Source organism: Bradyrhizobium sp. S3.7.6 (assembly GCF_054061875.1).
Window position 1 is genome coordinate 7,717,560 of sequence record NZ_JBSSEQ010000001.1, and the last position, 14,417, is coordinate 7,731,976.

Below are 14,417 nucleotides of genomic sequence, written 5' to 3' on the forward strand. Positions count from 1 at the left end.
GTCCTTTCGTCTGGTTCCGTCAAAATTTGCCCGACAAAGTAAAGCGCCGCGGCAACAAGTGCAATTGCGTTGCAGATGGATGGCTCTGCGTGAACCCCGGGGATGCGCAACGCGCGCCCCCGGAATGACAGCGCTAGCTTTCAAGCTGCTCGTTGGCGACGATCTCGATGCCGAAGCCTGACAGGCCCTTGTAGTCGTGCACCGAAGAGGTGAGGTGGCGGATCGAGGTGACGCCGAGGTCGCGCAGGATCTGCGCGCCGACACCGACCTCGCGCCACTGGCGGTTGCGGTCCGCCTCGCTCGCGCTCTCATCGGGCAGCGGAGCAACGGGGACACCGGCGGCGCCGTCACGCAGGTAAACCAAGACGCCACGGCCGGACTTCTTGAAGTGCTCGAGCACCGCCGCCATGCGCTTGTGGCCGGTGAAGATGTCCTTGACAATGTTGGGCTTGTGGAAGCGCGTCAGCACGTTCTTGCCGTCACCGACGCCGTTATAGACGAACGCGACGTGGGCGATGGAATCGAACGGCGAGCGGTAGGCATAGCCCTGAAGCGGCCCGATCGGGCTGTCGGTGACGAAGGTCGAGACCCGCTCGATCAGCTTCTCGCGCACCTGGCGGTAGGCGATCATGTCGGCGATGGTGACATGCTTGAGCTTGTGCCTGGCGGCGAACTGCGCAACCTGCTCGCCCTTCATCACGCTGCCGTCGTCGTTCATCAGCTCGCTGATGACACCGACCGGCGGCAGGCCGGAGAGCTTGCACAGATCGACCGCGGCCTCGGTATGGCCGGAGCGCAAGAGCACGCCGCCGTCCTTGGCAATCAGCGGGAAGATGTGGCCCGGGCGGGCAAAATCGTTGGCGCCGACATTGGGATTGGACAGCGCGCGGCAGCACGAGGCGCGCTCTTCGGCCGAGATGCCGGTGCCGCCGTCGGGCTTGTAGTCGATCGAGACCGTGAATGCGGTGGTGTGCGCGGAATCGTTGTGGGCCACCATCGGATCGAGCCGGAGGCGGCGCGCGTCCTCGGTGGTCACCGGCGCGCAGACGATGCCGGAGGTATGGCGGATGATGAACGCCATCTTCTCGGCGGTGCAGAGCGAGGCGGCGACGATCAGATCGCCCTCGCCCTCGCGGTCCTCGTCGTCGGTGACGACCACGAGCTCACCCCGGGCAAAGGCCTGCAAGACTTCCTGAACGTTATCGGGCATTTCCCAATCTCTATCGGTTATGGCCGGGAGGCTTAGCCGGACGCCTTAGCCGGACTTGGCCCCAAGCGCTAGTGTCCTGGACGCAACCGCATATGCCTGATGGCGGGCCGGCCCGCGGGTCTAAGGCTTGCACCGAAGATACCAGGGATATAGGCGCACACGGCCCGGACGGAAAGCGGCCGCGCCGCCTTCAGGGCAGCACTTCGCGCCGCTCGCCGAGCCGGACATCGAGCTCGGCCCGCTTGTCGGCCAGCAGGCCAGCCTGGGCCGCTTCGATCACGGTAAACAGCTCATGAGCGTCGCTGAGCCGGGTCACCGTGACGTAGCTGGCGCCGGCCGCGTAGAGCTCGCTCACATCCGACAAAAGATCGGCCGTGGCCACGATCATGGCGGTCGGGTTGAGGGTACGGACGTGGCGGACCAGCTTCTCGTTGCTGGCGCCCTTGAGAAGGGCGTCCGGCACGCTGAGGATGATCATCTCGGACTTGCCGACGCCGGCATGGAGCAGCGTGTCGGCGCTGCTGATGTCACCATAGATCACGTGCAGGCCGCGCGATAGCAGCGTCTTGTACACATTGGGATTGAAGTCGATCACGGTGATCTGCTCGAGCAGCACCGGCGCCTGCCGTTCGATCTCGGCCAGCAGCGCGCTCGCCGCACGGAAAAAGCCGAGGATGACGATGCGGCGGGCCTCGCCGTGGCCGCCCTCGTGCCCCTCCTCGGCGTGGCCGTTGCCATGGTCGAGGTCGCGCAGGCCGATCCGCTTCAGGGGGCCGATCGCCCAGCGGGTGATCTCGTCGCTGCGGGTCATCACGAAGGTCGAGAGCACCGCCAGCACCACGAAGGCAAAGGAGGCCGCATTCGCCGTTTCGGCCGCGATATGATGGTCGGCGACGCCGGTCTGGATCACCACCAGCGAGAACTCGGAGATCTGCGCGAGGTTAAGGGCCGGCAACAGGCTGGCGCGCAGGCCCTGCTTCATCAGGTAGAGCGGGGCGAAGGTGGTGACGAGGCGGCTGACCACCGTGAACGCCGCGATCATCAAGGCAAGCCCGATCACGGAGAGGCCCGGCACGGGAATGGTCATGCCGAGCGCGACAAAGAACAGCGTGATGAAGAAGTCGCGGAGCGTGGTGACCTTGGCGGTGACGTCGAGGGCGTAAGGGAAGGTCGACAGCGAAACGCCGGCGATCAGCGCACCCATCTCGCGCGAGAGTGAGAGCCGCTCCGCGGTCTCGGCGACGAGGAAGCACCAGGCGAGCGCGCCAAGCAGGATCAGCTCGGGGCGGCGGGCAATCTGATGGAATAGGCGCGGCAGCACGTAGCGGCTGACCAGCAGCGCGGCGGCGACCAGCACCGCGACACGGCCGATCGACAGCAGGATGACGCTGACCTCGAGATTGGCGAGGCTCGGCTGCACCGCCAGGAACAGGATGGCGAAGATATCCTGGAGCACCAGCACACCGAGCGTGATGCGGCCGGGCAGCGTGTCGAGCTCGCGCTTCTCGTAGAGCACCTTGACGATGATCACGGTGCTCGACAGCGCGCAGGCGACGCAGAGATAGACCGCATCGAAATGCCCACCGCCGAGCGACAGGCCGATGCCAACGAAGAACAGCACCCCGAGCACGCAGCCGCCGATGAGCTGGCCGCCCGCCGCGAACAGGATCACCTTTCCCGCCCGCACGATCTTCTTCAGGTCGATCTCGAGCCCGATCATGAACAGCATGAAGATCAGGCCGAGCTCGGAGATGACGCTGATCGATTCCTGCGATTTGACCCAGCCGGCACCGAATGGACCTATGCAGAAGCCGGCGATAAGGTAGGCCAGGATCAGCGGCTGCCGGGAGAAATGGGCGAGCAGGCCCAGCATCCAGGCAAACAGAATACAGAGAGTGATGTCGCGAATGAGTTCGTGCATACCAAATTGGTCCGTTTTGCCGCACCCTAGGGCCAGGTTGCGGCGCGGCAAGCGAGCAATTCGTCACATGCGAGCAGGGCTTTTCGCAGCAATGCTGCTATGTCCCCTCGCCTCTGCCGCGCCCGCAGCCGCGCAATCCAAAGTCAATATCGAACAAAACTTTGCCGATTCGCTCACCACACTGCCGAAGGAGGAACTCGCCGTCTCCGGCGGGTTCTATGTGCCCGCCTATTCCAGCGTCGCGATGAGCCAGGGCAAACTACGTGTCGACTTCTCGGTGACGCTGAGCGTTCACAACGCCTCCGAGACCCAGCCGCTGGTGGTCAAACGCATCGCCTATTTCGACACCGCAGGCAAGCAGGTCGAGACCTACCTGAAGGGCCAGGTGGCGCTGAAGCCTCTGGCCACCGTCTCGATCTTCATTCCGACCGACGATGTGCGCGGGGGGACCGGGGCCAATTTCCTTGTCGACTGGGCCGCAACAGGCGAGATCGCCGAGCCAGTGGTCGAGGCCTTGATGGTTGGCGGCGTCGCCAATGCGCATTACGCTTTCATCAGCCTGGGCCGTCCGACGAGGACGGCCGGCAAGAAGTAAGGCACGCCGGCGCAAGGCCGGCCGCTCAACAAGAACAAAACGAGGAACGCCCCCATGACGTCCAGCTTCGATTTCGCGCCCCTGTTTCCCGCAGGGCTGCCGGCCCCTTCCGCGCGCTGGACGGGCCTCGCCAAGTACAGTTTCGTCGGCGGCAACAACGATTCCGAGCAGTTGCCGCTCGACGGCCTGATCGAGGCGACCAATTCCGCCCTGCAAAAGGAAGGCCGCTCGCTCGCGACCTACGGCCTGGCGCACGGGCCGCAGGGCTACCTGCCCTTGCGCGAATTCCTGGTGACAAAACTGAAGCGCGACGCCGGCATCAACTGCACCGTCGACGATCTCCTGATCGTCTCCGGCTCGCTCCAGGCGCTCGACCTCGTCAACGCGACGCTGCTGACACGCGGCGATACCGTGATCTTCGAGCAGGACAGCTATCAGGGCTCGTTGACCCGACTGGCGCGGCTCGGGGTCAACGTCGTCGGTATCCCCCTCGACAAGGACGGCATGCGCATGGATGTGCTGGCCTCGACGCTGGCCGATTTGAAGAGCCGCGGCATCCGGCCGAAATACATCTACACCATCCCGACCGTGCAGAACCCGACCGGCAGCATCATGCCGGAGAGCCGCCGCACCGAACTGGTGCGGCTCGCGGCCGAATATGGCGTGCCCATCTTCGAGGACGATTGCTACGCCGATCTCGTCTGGTCGGGGCAGCGACCGCCGGCGATCCACGCGATGAGCCCGAACGGCGGCGTGATCCATATCGGCTCGTTCTCGAAATCGATCGCACCGGCGCTGCGCGTCGGCTTCATCGTCGCGCCCTGGGATGTGATGTCGCGGATGCTGGCGCTGAAGACGGATGCAGGCTCCGGCGCACTGGAGCAGATGGTGCTGGCCGCCTATTGCAAGCCGCATTTCTCGACCCACGTGCCCGCGTTGACGAAGGCGCTGCGCACCAAGCTCGATACGCTGATGGAGGCGCTGAACGAGCAGTTCGGGACGGCGGCCGAGTTCGAGGAGCCCAAGGGCGGCATCTTCCTGTGGGTGAAGCTGCCCGACCAGGTCGATACGCTAAAACTCTATCAAGCCGCGCTCGCCGCCGGCGTGTCGATCAATCCGGGCCCGGAATGGTCGACCAACAAGCCCCATTCCAGCTCGCGGCTCAGGCTGTGCTTTGCGAGCCCCTCGCATCAGCAGATCCGTGAGGGCGTCGCCGTGCTGGCCGAGGTCTGCCGCAAGGAGTTCGGCGTGCCGGCCCGCAGCGCCAACGTGGAGAAGCGGGCCTAAGGCTCGCTCTAGGCCACCTGAGGCTGGCTGCCGTGGATCGCGGAGGCCAGCCGCAGCAGCAGCACGATCGAGACGTTGCCCTTGCCGGCCTCGATCTGGGCGATGTAGCGCTCGGAAATCCCGGAGCGGCGTGCCAGCTCCCGGCGCGACAGCTCGCACCGCGCACGCGAGGACCTCAAGCGCTCGCCCAGCTCGGCCAGGAACGCGGTCTCGGAATAAGGCGGCACGGCACAGCTCCCCGGCAGTACCTCGCCCGCGAAATCCACGACTTGATTCAGCATCGCTCTCACCAACTTCGCCTTCGGGAGCGCCATCCTACCCTTGATACGACCGGCCTCATTGACGCGGATCAAATTCGCGCGCGATTGCCAGCTCGCATGGACGATCGCGCGCGGGATGCTACACTTGGACTTGTTCGAGGCGGGGTTTTTCAGGACATGAAGCGTTGTCTAGGCTGCTGGATCGCGGCGGCGATGCTGTGGATTGCGTTCACGCCAGCGGCGGGCGCCGAGACGCTTGCGGCGACGGTCGAGCAATGGGGCCTGCTCGGTTCATGGGCGGTCGATTGCGCGGCGCGGCCGGACCGCGACAAGGGCTCGCTGTTGACTTACGAGATCAGGAAGGACGGCCGGGTGATGTACCGGCGCGATTTCGGCGAGGCCAGGGACGAGAACGAAGTTGTGTCCGCCACGGTCGAAGCCGAGGGCCTGCTCAATGTGATGGTGTACTTCCCCTCGCTGCACCAGACGCGTGAGTTCGGGCTGCTGCTGGCGAAGGATGGCAGCTTGCGCGCGATCTACAATCGCAGCGAGCGCGGTGTGTACACGATCAGGGACGGCAAATACGTCGCGACAGGCGCGCCGACACCAGCGCAGCAACGCTGCGATTGAGCATCACGTTTGAGCATGATCGTTTGGAAAACCGCTTCACACTTTTCCGGATCATGGTCTGTCTGAACATCCATTCAGAATTCTCTTCCAGTTCCTCCGGAACGTTCGCACACATGCGCCGTTCTCATGTGCATTGCATTGGAGGAGGACATCATGAAGAAGCTTGGTTATGTGGTTGCGGCTCTCGGCGCGCTCGCGATCGTTGCACCGACGATGGCGAATGCCGAAACGGTGGTGATCAAGAACGGCTACCATCATGGCTACGGCGCCCGCGCCGAAATGCGCGAGCATCGCGACCACGGCTGGCATCGCGGCTGGCACCATCACGACCGGGTCGTCGTGGTCAAGCGCGGTCACCATCACCACTGGGATTAATGCGTAACGCATGATGGAAATGGCCCCTCGCGGGGCCATTTCTTTGCGCTCTTTCTTCCTTCTCCCCTTGTGGGAGAAGGTGGCGCGAAGCGCCGGACGAGGGGTTGCTTCAGCGCATTCAATGAGAATTGGACTCGCGGATGGAGACCCCTCACCCGTCTCGCCGCTACGCAGCGAGCCACCCTCTCCCGCAAGGGGAGAGGGTAAGGGCGGCGCGTTCAGCGTCGAGTTTTAATCCCACACCGGCGCAAAGCCTGGATTGACGCAACGCCTGTCCTTGGGCAACGCCGCGATCTTCTTGCGGTCGGCATCGTCGAGCGTGATCTTCAGCGCATCGAGGTTGGCTTGCTGGCTCTCCCGGCGCGAGGCCTTCGGGATCGCAGCGACACCGCCCTGGTCGAGCAGCCATTTCAGCGCGACCTGCGCGGCGGTCGCGTTGTGCCTGGCGCCGATCTCGGCCAACGCCGGATCTGACGCGATGCGTCCTTGCGCGAGCGGGCAATAGGCGACCAGCGGGATCGATTTGGCGTTGAGATAGGCCAGCACCCTCGATTGATCGAGCATGGCGTGATATTCGATCTGGTTGCAGGCGATCGGCGCCTTGATGTCCTCGACCGCGATCTTGAGCAGCGCCGTGGTGAAATTTGGCAACGCCGATCGCCCGCGTACGCCCCTCCTCCTTCAGCTTCATCAGGGTCTCGAACACCGCGCCCCAGTTCGCGGATTTCGACGGCCAGTGCACGAGGTAGAGATCAACATGGTCGAGCCGGAGCTTGGTCAGGCTGGCGTCGAAGGCGCGGCGGATCGCATCGGGGCTGAGATTCTCGTGCCAGACCTTGGTCGTGACATGCAGCTCGCCGCGCGGCAGCCGGGCCGCGGCGAGCGCGGCACCGATCGATTCTTCGTTGGCGTACATCTCGGCGGTGTCGATGTGGCGATAGCCGATCGACAGTGCGCTCTCGACCGCCGCGCGGCAGGCATCGCCCTGCATGCGGAAAGTGCCAAGGCCGAGCTTGGGCATGCTGATGCCCTGTGTCTTCAGATGATCCATGAGCTAACTCCTGACGTATTTCAGCCGCCGAACACGCGGTGGGGCCGCAAGGGCAGACTCTTCGGTGATTGAAAAGAGGTGGCGGGGATAGAGACTATAGCGCAGGAGACGCGAGGCGGCCAATCAAGATCGGGTTAGTGCTGGGATGCGCGATCCGTCCCCACCGTCATGCCCGGGCATAGCCGTCCGAAGGACGGCGTCGCTTCCGCTTGCCTATGCCCGGGCATCCACGTTCTCAGGGCCGAGCAGCAAGGCGTGGATGGCCGGGTCAAGCCCGGCCATGACGACGGAGAGAGTTGCCCACTCACGAGTCATCACGCCGCTCGCACCGTCGATATCGACCCTGCCGAAGAACTGCAGGCCGAAGCACGGCGCAAGGTTCTCCCCCTGCGCCTCGCTGCAGCCGTTCTGGTACATCGCGACCGGGCCAAACGTATTGTCGAGCTCGCCCGGACCCCAGGTGCCGGCATGCAGGGGTCCGGAGACGAACTCCCAGAACGGCTCAAAATCCTGGAATTGCGCCTTGTTCGGATCGTAGTAATGCGCGGCGGTGTAGTGCATGTCGGCGGTGAGCCAGACGATGTTGCGCACGCCCGCGTGCTTGATCGAGGCCAGCAGATCGGCGACCTCATGCTCACGCCGATCGGGCGCTCCGTTGCCGAGCGCGACGGCATCGAGACTGACGAGGCCAATCGGCAGGTCGGCCGCGATCACCTTCCAGGTCGCGCGCGAAGCGGCGAGCTCCCGCTTCAGCCATGCGAGCTGCTCGGCACCGAGAATCCAGCCGCGATGGTCCTCGCCCTTGTTCCAGCTGTCGTCACGATAGCTGCGCATGTCGATCATGAAGACGTCGAGCAGCGGACCATAAGCGATCTTGCGATAGACGCGCCCCTGTCGCGTGCCGATGTCGCGGATCGGCATGAAATCGAAGAAGGCACGGCGGGCACGCGCGACCAGGCGCGGCGTGCCGTCGTCCTCATAGCCGGCGTTGTCGTAGCTGCCGGTCGGCGACCAGTCGTTGGTGACCTCGTGATCGTCCCACTGTGCGAACATCGGCACCTGCGCGTGGAAGGCGCGAAAATGCTCGTCGAGATGGTTGTATTTGTAGTTGCCGCGGAATTGCGCCAGCGTGTGCGCGGCCTCGGCTTTCTCCTCGGTCACCAGATTGCGCCAGGTCTCGCCGTTCGGCAGCTTCTGCTCGGAGGGAATCGTGCAGTCGGCGTAGATATGATCGCCAGAGTGGATGAAGAAGTCCGGGCGATTCTCGAGCATGGTGCGATAGCTGCGATAGCCGCCGCGCGAGATGTCGATGCCCCAGCCCTGCCCCGCGACGTCGCCCGACCACACGAACGAGATAGATTGCCCTGCAGCCGGCGCGGTGCGGAAATGGCCGACGCGGCTTTCGCCGGCAATGCCGGTCGCGATGTCGTCGAAACGCACGCGATAGAAGATATCCTGCCCGGACGGCAGATCGTTCAGCAGCAGTTTTGCGGTGAAGTCGGCATCGGGCAGCGCGTCGCGCGAAGCTGACGCTATGATCGTCTTGAAACTCTCGACGGTCGCGCATTCCACCTGCATCCGCGCGGGCCGGTCGGCGCGCGCCCAGATCACGGCGGAGCCATCCGAGACGTCGCCGGACTGAATGCCGCCCGCGATCTGCGGGCGATCGGCGGCGCGGCTGATGGATGGCTTTGCGACTGTGCCGAGCGCGGCAACGGCGAGGCTTGAAGTCGAGCGGACCAGGAACTGCCGCCGGGTCCATGCGCGCGAGGCGCGGAGCGTTGCCATTCAGGAAACCTTCGTCGAATCGCGACGGAAGGTGCCTGCGCTCCTTGACTCCTATCCTGACGGTTTCTTGACTCCGCGCCTACGGTTTTGCGACGCCCGGATGACGCGAGAGATCCGGCTAGTGCTTCCAGTTGCAAATGCCGCCGGTGCGGCACGGCCAGGTCTGGATGCGGGTGTCCATCGCCTGCGCGTCCAGCGGATTGCCGCGACGATGTGCAAGCTTGGTGCGCGCTGCGCCGCGTGGCTGGGCGCCCCTGGCATGAACAACCTTCGGCTGGGCCACGTGCACGCGTTCGGCGGCAACTTTCTTCGGCACGTCGATGGGTTCGCCGCGCGCCTGCGCCTCGTTGCCTCCCTTCGCCTCCAACGCAACCGGGGCGAACTGCGTCTCGGGCCCGAGCCGCTTTGGCGACAGCACCGCCTTGGAGAGATCGAGACCGAGATATTCGTCGGGCTTGTAGTCGTCAGCGCGCGCAATGCCGCCCCATGCGAGCACGAGGGCAACGGCAACTGCAAATGGAACGCTCTTCAGGACCACGGACGCCTCCTGAAATTGCTTATTTCAAGGGGTAATTTACTCCTATTTAGGAGGCGTCACGCGCAATTCCAGCGGCCAAGTGCCGCCGTGGTTAAGAAGTTTGGCGGAGTCAGGCGACCTTTCGCGCCGCACCCGTCCCGTCCAGGAACCCCATCAGGCGGCTGCGGATGATCTCTTCCGCCTCATCCATGATGCGATCGACGAGCTCCTTGCAGGAGGGGATGTCGTGGATCAGCCCTGCGACCATGCCGCAGCTCCAGGCACCCGCGTCCATCTGGCCGTCCAGCATGATCTTCGGATAGACGCCCGCGACCTGGTCGTGGATGTCGTCGATGCTCAGCTTGGCGCCCTTCTCGCGCTCGATCTCGAGCAGACGATCGACGTTGGCGTTCTTCAGCACGCGCTCGGTGTTGCGCAGAGCGCGCATGATCAGCCGGGTGTCGAGCTCGGTTGCCGCAACAAGCGCGTTCTTCACGTTCTGATGCACCGGTGCTTCCTTGGTGGCGATGAAGCGCGTGCCCATGTTCATGCCGGCCGCGCCCAGCGACAGCGCCGCGACGAGGCTGCGCCCGTCAGCCATGCCGCCGGAGGCCACGAACGGAATCTTCAGTTCCTCCGCCGCGCGCGGCAGCAGGATCATGTTGGGAATGTCGTCCTCGCCGGGATGGCCGCCGCACTCAAAGCCGTCGACGCTGACGGCGTCGCAGCCGATGCGCTCGGCCTTCAGGGAGTGGCGCACGGACGTGCATTTGTGGATCACCTTGATGCCGGCGGCCTTCAGCGCAGGCATGTATTGCTCCGGGCTGCGCCCCGCCGTCTCCACCGCCTTGATGCCGCCTTCGACGATGGCCGCGATGTATTCCGGATAAGGCGGCGCCGAGAAGGTCGGCAGGAAGGTGAGGTTCACGCCGAACGGCTTGTCCGTCATGTCGCGACAGCGCGCGATTTCCTTCGCGAGCAATTCCGGCGTCTTCTGCGTGAGGCCCGTGATGATGCCGAGCCCGCCGGCATTGGAGACGGCAGCGGCGAGTTCGGCAAAGCCGACGAAATGCATGCCACCCTGGATGATCGGGTGCTCGATGCCGAACAGTTCGGTGATCGCGGTCTTCACGTAGGGGCCTCCCGGATTTCAGTTTGTATTGAGATCAGTCTAGCCGCAGTCTTGCTCCGCGGTCACCATTTCTCTCCGAAGGGACGGATCTCCATCTCGAAGGTCCAGGCGCTCTTCGGCTGCTGATAGAGCTGCCAATAGGCATCCGCGACAGATGACGGCGGCATCAGAAGATCGGGATTATCAAGCGCATTCGCCCCGAGCGCTTCGAGCCGGCGCTGCCGCACCCACTCGGTGTCGACGCCGGAATCGATGATGAGATGGGCGACGTGGATGTTGTTCGGCCCGAGCTCGCGCGCCATCGCCTGCGCCACCGCGCGCAGTCCGAATTTTGCGCTGGCAAAGGCAGCAAAGCCGCTGCCGCCGCGCAGGCTCGCCGTCGCGCCGGTGAAGAAGATGTTGCCGCCACCGCGCGGCAGCATCAGCCGCGCCGCTTCCCTGCCGGCCAGGAAGCCGGAATAGCAGGCCATCTCCCACACCTTCCGGAACACGCGCTCGGTGGTGTCGAGGATCGGGAAATTGACGTTGGCACCGACGTTGAAGATGCAGACTTCGAGCGGCGCATGCTGGTCGGCGTCATTGAGGAAGGAGATGACCTCCTCCTCTTTGCGTGCATCGAGCGAGCGCGCGTGAATCTCGCCGCCGGCGGCCTCGATGTCCTTCACCAGCGGCGCCAGCTTGTCGCCGTTGCGGCGCCCGGCAAAGACCGTGAAACCTTCCGCGGAAAATTTCTTGGCGATCTCGGAGCCGATGAAATCGCCGGCCCCGATCACGGCGGCTGTCGCGTTTCGCTTGGGCAAGGTCACCTCCTCCGGTGAGAACGGTATGTGATTGGGCCGGAGGCTATAGTTCTAAAATAGAACTGTCAAACTACAGGGGTGAATGATATTCTCTATTAGAAATAGCGCTGATCATTCAAGTCAGTTCCTTTTTCTGACTTACTACCCTTTGCCGGAGATTCGCTACATGAAGTGGGACACGCTGGATGAAGAGCCCTGCTCGCTCTCCCGGACCGTCGCCGTGGTCGGCGACCGCTGGACGCTGCTGATCCTGCGCGAATGTTTTTTACGCGTGCGCCGGTTCGAGGCGTTTCAGTCCTCGCTCCAGATCACGCGGCACCTCCTCTCGGAGCGTCTGAAGAAGCTGGTGCGGTTCGGCATCCTGCGCCGCGTCCCCTATTCCGAGGCGCCCAAGCGCTACGAATACATCCTGACGCAGAAGGGCCTCGACCTCTACCCGATCATCATGACGATGGTGCATTGGGGCGACACCCACATGGGCGACGAGCGCGGCCGCCCGCTGCTGCACCAGCACAAGACTTGCGGCAAGGATTTCGACCCCGTGATGGTCTGCTCGGAATGCGGTGAGCCGCTACATGCGAAACAGGTGCATGTGCATGCGGGGCCGGGGCGGAAGGAGGCGGTGGGGTAGAGTGGCGGAGAGCAAAGGTGTCGTGCCCCGGCTTGACCGGGGCATCCAGTCGGTGGGCCGTTCCTTGCTCATCGGATCGCTTTCCATGGGGGCTTACGCGAAGGGAACGCCGTAGTACGAGTTGATGCCGCGGACTGCCGCGTCGTCACCCCAGTTCCAATCGCTGCGTTCACCGTATTTCGGCGCGCCTTCGAGCGTCTTGGCGGTGATCCCGGTGACATAGCCGCCGAGCTCCGTATCGTATTTGAGCGACTGCCAGGGCAGCGGATAGTGGTCGTTGCCGAGGCCCAGGAAACCGCCGAAGCCGAGCACGGCGTAGGACACCTTGCCGCTGACCTTGTCGATCATCACGCGTTCGATCGAACCGATCTTGTTGCGATCGGCGCCATAGACCGATGTTCCCTCGACCTTGTCGCTGCCGATCAACCTGTCCATCTCGCTGCGGTCCAACTCGCCTTGTTTCAGCATTCCAATTCTCCACTCGGCCAACGTGTGGACCAACCGGGTCGGCGAGCGAACGTTCCGGCGCATGTTCTGGTGGTCGCGTCAGACACGGAGCACGGTCGCCAGGGGCGATCAGCGAGCGGCCGCGGCCTCCGGTAGCATCAGGAAATCATGCATCGCGGCAGCAGTCTGAAGCTGATCAATGCGCGCCATAACAGAATCGCGCTGCTGTCCATCCGGCAAGCCCGACAGTTCGTGCTCGAGCCGCAGCTGCTCTGCCTTGAGACGTTGTTCGAACGTGTGGGGCTCAGATCGTCTTCGCATCTTCCGTCCTCGGTGGTTGCAGCCCCGAGCTGTTGGCCCAGCGCTCGACTTGCTCGATGACCTTCTGATGGCTCGGACGCACCGGTTTGGGCGCCTCGGGCTCTTCGGAAAGCTTGCGGGGTAACCTGACTTCCTCCGCCATGGCCTCTTCTCCCTCTCTCCCGAAAGAATGCGCCACCGCCAGAGTTGTTTCAATAATAACTTATTGATTTTACTAACTATTTTTACTCATCTGACGATTTTTCCGACTCTTGTGGAACTCGCGCCAAACTCGTTCGTTGAGCAAACTACTCAACTTACTCACTTTGCGTGATCGACCATGAATGACCTTCGCGCCGAGCGCCTCCAGGTCATGCTCTCGCCGGAAGAGCTGGCCGCCGTCGATGATTTCCGATTCAAGCACCGCATGCCGACGCGCGCTGCGGCGGTCCGAGAGCTTCTCAAATTCGGGCTCGCAGCCGCGGGCATCGAGACGAGCATCGACCCGTCGGCAGGCATCAAATCAAGCGAGTTTGGTGTCTTTGGTCGCGGTCCCGAAGGACACGCGCCCGCGAAGCCCGAGGGCGACACCGAGGATTGAGTCTCTCCCAAGCAAAAACGACCCCGGCACAGTGGGGTGCTAGGGCCGTCCTTGGAGATTGCTTCCGGCGCACCGGGGGCATGACAGCCGGAAGCAATCCGTCGACTCGTCGCGAAGGGATTCGTTCCTCGCGAGAACTAGCCGGTCGGCGCGTCGCCGGAATCGTCCGGCATCACGCCGGAGCCCGGTGTCTTGGTGTTGTCGTTGAGCTTGGGATCGCGCGTCGCTTCGCGCGACGGCGAGCCTTTCGAATCCGTCTTGTGCACGGTTTGCGCGCGCTGCTTGTCGCGCGGTTGATCTTCCGCCCGCTTGTCCTTGACGATGCCGTGGTCGGAATGCGCCATGATGTCCTCTCGCCTCTCCAGATGTCCTGAAGCGCTTACGCGCCGGCACAACGAATGTTCCAGCGCGCGAGGCCCGCAGCGCTAACTATGCGTGGCGTGGATCGCCGCCGATGCATTCTCCAGATGCACCTGCCGCACCGTCGTCACTGTCGCGAACGCGACCGAGACGCCAAAGGCGAGAATGAGCGAGAGAAGAGCCAGACGTGGAGCCATCGCAAAACCTCCTTCTGGAATCAAAATCAACGCGATCGACTGTTCGTGGATGATCCTGGATTGGTTGCTTGCATTCCGTGAGCAGTCTCACATGCAGATTCACGAAAATGAGAGCGCTTACGCATCCTGCGTTCGAAGGACGCGGACCTTTACGGGCGGGATTTCACCGTCCAGCCAGTCCTGCTCGTTCGCCAATGCCGTCCAGGCATCCGCCATGCGCAAATAGCGTTTGTGGGTGGGCTGCCCTTCCGCGCGCTCGGCGAGCTGAAGGCAGTTGTCGGCGTTATCCCTGAAGATGTCAGACTGTTTCATACA

The 14,417-nt window shown here is 63.6% G+C and carries 18 protein-coding genes and 1 pseudogene; 6 read left to right on the plus strand and 13 right to left on the minus strand.

Translation table 11 applies throughout. The features are described 5' to 3' along the window. Nucleotides 1–133: 133 nt before the first annotated feature. Nucleotides 134–1,210 carry a 3,4-dihydroxy-2-butanone-4-phosphate synthase gene (ribB, locus tag ACVJ5M_RS37300; protein ID WP_063984938.1) on the minus strand — a complete coding sequence of 359 codons (1,077 nt, stop codon included), beginning with the start codon at nucleotides 1,208–1,210 and terminating at the stop codon, nucleotides 134–136. Nucleotides 1,211–1,400: 190 nt separating this feature from the next. After that, complete coding sequence (locus ACVJ5M_RS37305; RefSeq protein ID WP_063984939.1) at nucleotides 1,401–3,131, minus strand: cation:proton antiporter; 1,731 nt, start codon at nucleotides 3,129–3,131, stop codon at nucleotides 1,401–1,403. A 67-nt stretch (nucleotides 3,132–3,198) separates the two neighbouring features. Here ACVJ5M_RS37305 and ACVJ5M_RS37310 point away from each other — a divergent pair, with 67 nt between their 5' ends. Continuing rightward, the gene (locus ACVJ5M_RS37310) at nucleotides 3,199–3,726 is read left to right on the plus strand and encodes a DUF3124 domain-containing protein (protein WP_063984940.1); all 528 of its coding nucleotides are present in this window, start codon (nucleotides 3,199–3,201) and stop codon (nucleotides 3,724–3,726) included. Nucleotides 3,727–3,780: 54 nt separating this feature from the next. Next, the gene (locus ACVJ5M_RS37315; RefSeq protein ID WP_063984941.1) at nucleotides 3,781–5,013 is read left to right on the plus strand and encodes an aminotransferase-like domain-containing protein; all 1,233 of its coding nucleotides are present in this window, start codon (nucleotides 3,781–3,783) and stop codon (nucleotides 5,011–5,013) included. Nucleotides 5,014–5,021: 8 nt separating this feature from the next. Here ACVJ5M_RS37315 and ACVJ5M_RS37320 read toward each other — a convergent pair whose 3' ends face one another. Beyond that, nucleotides 5,022–5,294, minus strand: a complete 273-nt coding sequence (locus ACVJ5M_RS37320; RefSeq protein ID WP_014497240.1) for a helix-turn-helix domain-containing protein — start codon at nucleotides 5,292–5,294, stop codon at nucleotides 5,022–5,024. 156 nt (nucleotides 5,295–5,450) lie between these two features. Between ACVJ5M_RS37320 and ACVJ5M_RS37325 the strand changes: the two genes are divergently transcribed. Next, nucleotides 5,451–5,903 (plus strand): hypothetical protein, encoded by a 453-nt coding sequence (locus ACVJ5M_RS37325; protein ID WP_063984942.1) that lies wholly within the window; start codon nucleotides 5,451–5,453, stop codon nucleotides 5,901–5,903. A gap of 153 nt (nucleotides 5,904–6,056) precedes the next feature. Continuing rightward, a complete protein-coding gene (locus ACVJ5M_RS37330) occupies nucleotides 6,057–6,278 on the plus strand; it encodes a hypothetical protein (protein ID WP_063986595.1) in 222 nt (73 codons plus the stop codon). A gap of 231 nt (nucleotides 6,279–6,509) precedes the next feature. Here ACVJ5M_RS37330 and ACVJ5M_RS37335 read toward each other — a convergent pair. The 5 genes and pseudogenes from ACVJ5M_RS37335 to ACVJ5M_RS37355 form a co-directional block, all read right to left on the minus strand. After that, nucleotides 6,510–7,329 (minus strand): annotated as a pseudogene (locus ACVJ5M_RS37335) (aldo/keto reductase). Nucleotides 7,330–7,542: 213 nt separating this feature from the next. Then, nucleotides 7,543–9,117, minus strand: a complete 1,575-nt coding sequence (locus tag ACVJ5M_RS37340; RefSeq protein ID WP_456679598.1) for an alkaline phosphatase D family protein — start codon at nucleotides 9,115–9,117, stop codon at nucleotides 7,543–7,545. Nucleotides 9,118–9,235: 118 nt separating this feature from the next. Beyond that, on the minus strand, nucleotides 9,236–9,655 hold the full coding sequence (locus ACVJ5M_RS37345; RefSeq protein ID WP_063984945.1) for a hypothetical protein: 420 nt from the start codon (nucleotides 9,653–9,655) through the stop codon (nucleotides 9,236–9,238). A gap of 109 nt (nucleotides 9,656–9,764) precedes the next feature. After that, nucleotides 9,765–10,766: an NAD(P)H-dependent flavin oxidoreductase gene (locus ACVJ5M_RS37350; RefSeq protein ID WP_063984946.1), complete on the minus strand. Its 1,002-nt coding sequence runs from the start codon at nucleotides 10,764–10,766 to the stop codon at nucleotides 9,765–9,767. Between the two features lie 62 nt (nucleotides 10,767–10,828). Then, nucleotides 10,829–11,566, minus strand: a complete 738-nt coding sequence (locus ACVJ5M_RS37355) for an SDR family oxidoreductase (RefSeq protein WP_063986596.1) — start codon at nucleotides 11,564–11,566, stop codon at nucleotides 10,829–10,831. A gap of 166 nt (nucleotides 11,567–11,732) precedes the next feature. Here ACVJ5M_RS37355 and ACVJ5M_RS37360 point away from each other — a divergent pair, with 166 nt between their 5' ends. Next, on the plus strand, nucleotides 11,733–12,197 hold the full coding sequence (locus tag ACVJ5M_RS37360; RefSeq protein WP_063986597.1) for a winged helix-turn-helix transcriptional regulator: 465 nt from the start codon (nucleotides 11,733–11,735) through the stop codon (nucleotides 12,195–12,197). Between the two features lie 93 nt (nucleotides 12,198–12,290). Here ACVJ5M_RS37360 and ACVJ5M_RS37365 read toward each other — a convergent pair whose 3' ends face one another. Together ACVJ5M_RS37365 and ACVJ5M_RS37370 are read right to left on the minus strand one after the other, a co-directional pair. Further along, a complete protein-coding gene (locus ACVJ5M_RS37365) occupies nucleotides 12,291–12,665 on the minus strand; it encodes a PRC-barrel domain-containing protein (RefSeq protein ID WP_063984947.1) in 375 nt (124 codons plus the stop codon). 283 nt (nucleotides 12,666–12,948) lie between these two features. Then, a complete protein-coding gene (locus ACVJ5M_RS37370) occupies nucleotides 12,949–13,107 on the minus strand; it encodes a hypothetical protein (RefSeq protein WP_187387779.1) in 159 nt (52 codons plus the stop codon). A 177-nt stretch (nucleotides 13,108–13,284) separates the two neighbouring features. Between ACVJ5M_RS37370 and ACVJ5M_RS37375 the strand changes: the two genes are divergently transcribed. Continuing rightward, the gene (locus ACVJ5M_RS37375; protein WP_028148230.1) at nucleotides 13,285–13,545 is read left to right on the plus strand and encodes a hypothetical protein; all 261 of its coding nucleotides are present in this window, start codon (nucleotides 13,285–13,287) and stop codon (nucleotides 13,543–13,545) included. Between the two features lie 137 nt (nucleotides 13,546–13,682). On the opposite strand, the gene ACVJ5M_RS37380 is transcribed toward ACVJ5M_RS37375, so the two are convergent. The 3 genes from ACVJ5M_RS37380 to ACVJ5M_RS37390 all read right to left on the minus strand — a co-directional run bounded on the left by ACVJ5M_RS37380 (nucleotide 13,683) and on the right by ACVJ5M_RS37390 (nucleotide 14,414). After that, nucleotides 13,683–13,889 (minus strand): hypothetical protein, encoded by a 207-nt coding sequence (locus ACVJ5M_RS37380; protein WP_063984948.1) that lies wholly within the window; start codon nucleotides 13,887–13,889, stop codon nucleotides 13,683–13,685. Nucleotides 13,890–13,970: 81 nt separating this feature from the next. After that, on the minus strand, nucleotides 13,971–14,102 hold the full coding sequence (locus tag ACVJ5M_RS37385; protein ID WP_256376429.1) for a hypothetical protein: 132 nt from the start codon (nucleotides 14,100–14,102) through the stop codon (nucleotides 13,971–13,973). A 117-nt stretch (nucleotides 14,103–14,219) separates the two neighbouring features. Continuing rightward, nucleotides 14,220–14,414, minus strand: coding sequence for a hypothetical protein (locus tag ACVJ5M_RS37390; RefSeq protein ID WP_063984949.1), 195 nt, complete (start codon nucleotides 14,412–14,414; stop codon nucleotides 14,220–14,222). Between the last annotated feature and the right edge of the window lie 3 nt (nucleotides 14,415–14,417).

What these genes read in the sequence shown, in the direction of transcription:
- ribB (WP_063984938.1), bottom strand. Translation starts at nt 1,210, where the DNA reads ATGCCCGATAACGTTCAGGAAGTCTTGCAGGCCTTTGCCCGGGGTGAG.
- ACVJ5M_RS37305 (WP_063984939.1), bottom strand. Translation starts at nt 3,131, where the DNA reads ATGCACGAACTCATTCGCGACATCACTCTCTGTATTCTGTTTGCCTGG.
- ACVJ5M_RS37310 (WP_063984940.1), top strand. Translation starts at nt 3,199, where the DNA reads ATGCGAGCAGGGCTTTTCGCAGCAATGCTGCTATGTCCCCTCGCCTCT.
- ACVJ5M_RS37315 (WP_063984941.1), top strand. Translation starts at nt 3,781, where the DNA reads ATGACGTCCAGCTTCGATTTCGCGCCCCTGTTTCCCGCAGGGCTGCCG.
- ACVJ5M_RS37320 (WP_014497240.1), bottom strand. Translation starts at nt 5,294, where the DNA reads ATGCTGAATCAAGTCGTGGATTTCGCGGGCGAGGTACTGCCGGGGAGC.
- ACVJ5M_RS37325 (WP_063984942.1), top strand. Translation starts at nt 5,451, where the DNA reads ATGAAGCGTTGTCTAGGCTGCTGGATCGCGGCGGCGATGCTGTGGATT.
- ACVJ5M_RS37330 (WP_063986595.1), top strand. Translation starts at nt 6,057, where the DNA reads ATGAAGAAGCTTGGTTATGTGGTTGCGGCTCTCGGCGCGCTCGCGATC.
- ACVJ5M_RS37340 (WP_456679598.1), bottom strand. Translation starts at nt 9,117, where the DNA reads ATGGCAACGCTCCGCGCCTCGCGCGCATGGACCCGGCGGCAGTTCCTG.
- ACVJ5M_RS37360 (WP_063986597.1), top strand. Translation starts at nt 11,733, where the DNA reads ATGAAGTGGGACACGCTGGATGAAGAGCCCTGCTCGCTCTCCCGGACC.
- ACVJ5M_RS37365 (WP_063984947.1), bottom strand. Translation starts at nt 12,665, where the DNA reads ATGCTGAAACAAGGCGAGTTGGACCGCAGCGAGATGGACAGGTTGATC.
- ACVJ5M_RS37370 (WP_187387779.1), bottom strand. Translation starts at nt 13,107, where the DNA reads ATGGCGGAGGAAGTCAGGTTACCCCGCAAGCTTTCCGAAGAGCCCGAG.
- ACVJ5M_RS37375 (WP_028148230.1), top strand. Translation starts at nt 13,285, where the DNA reads ATGAATGACCTTCGCGCCGAGCGCCTCCAGGTCATGCTCTCGCCGGAA.
- ACVJ5M_RS37380 (WP_063984948.1), bottom strand. Translation starts at nt 13,889, where the DNA reads ATGGCGCATTCCGACCACGGCATCGTCAAGGACAAGCGGGCGGAAGAT.
- ACVJ5M_RS37385 (WP_256376429.1), bottom strand. Translation starts at nt 14,102, where the DNA reads ATGGCTCCACGTCTGGCTCTTCTCTCGCTCATTCTCGCCTTTGGCGTC.
- ACVJ5M_RS37390 (WP_063984949.1), bottom strand. Translation starts at nt 14,414, where the DNA reads ATGAAACAGTCTGACATCTTCAGGGATAACGCCGACAACTGCCTTCAG.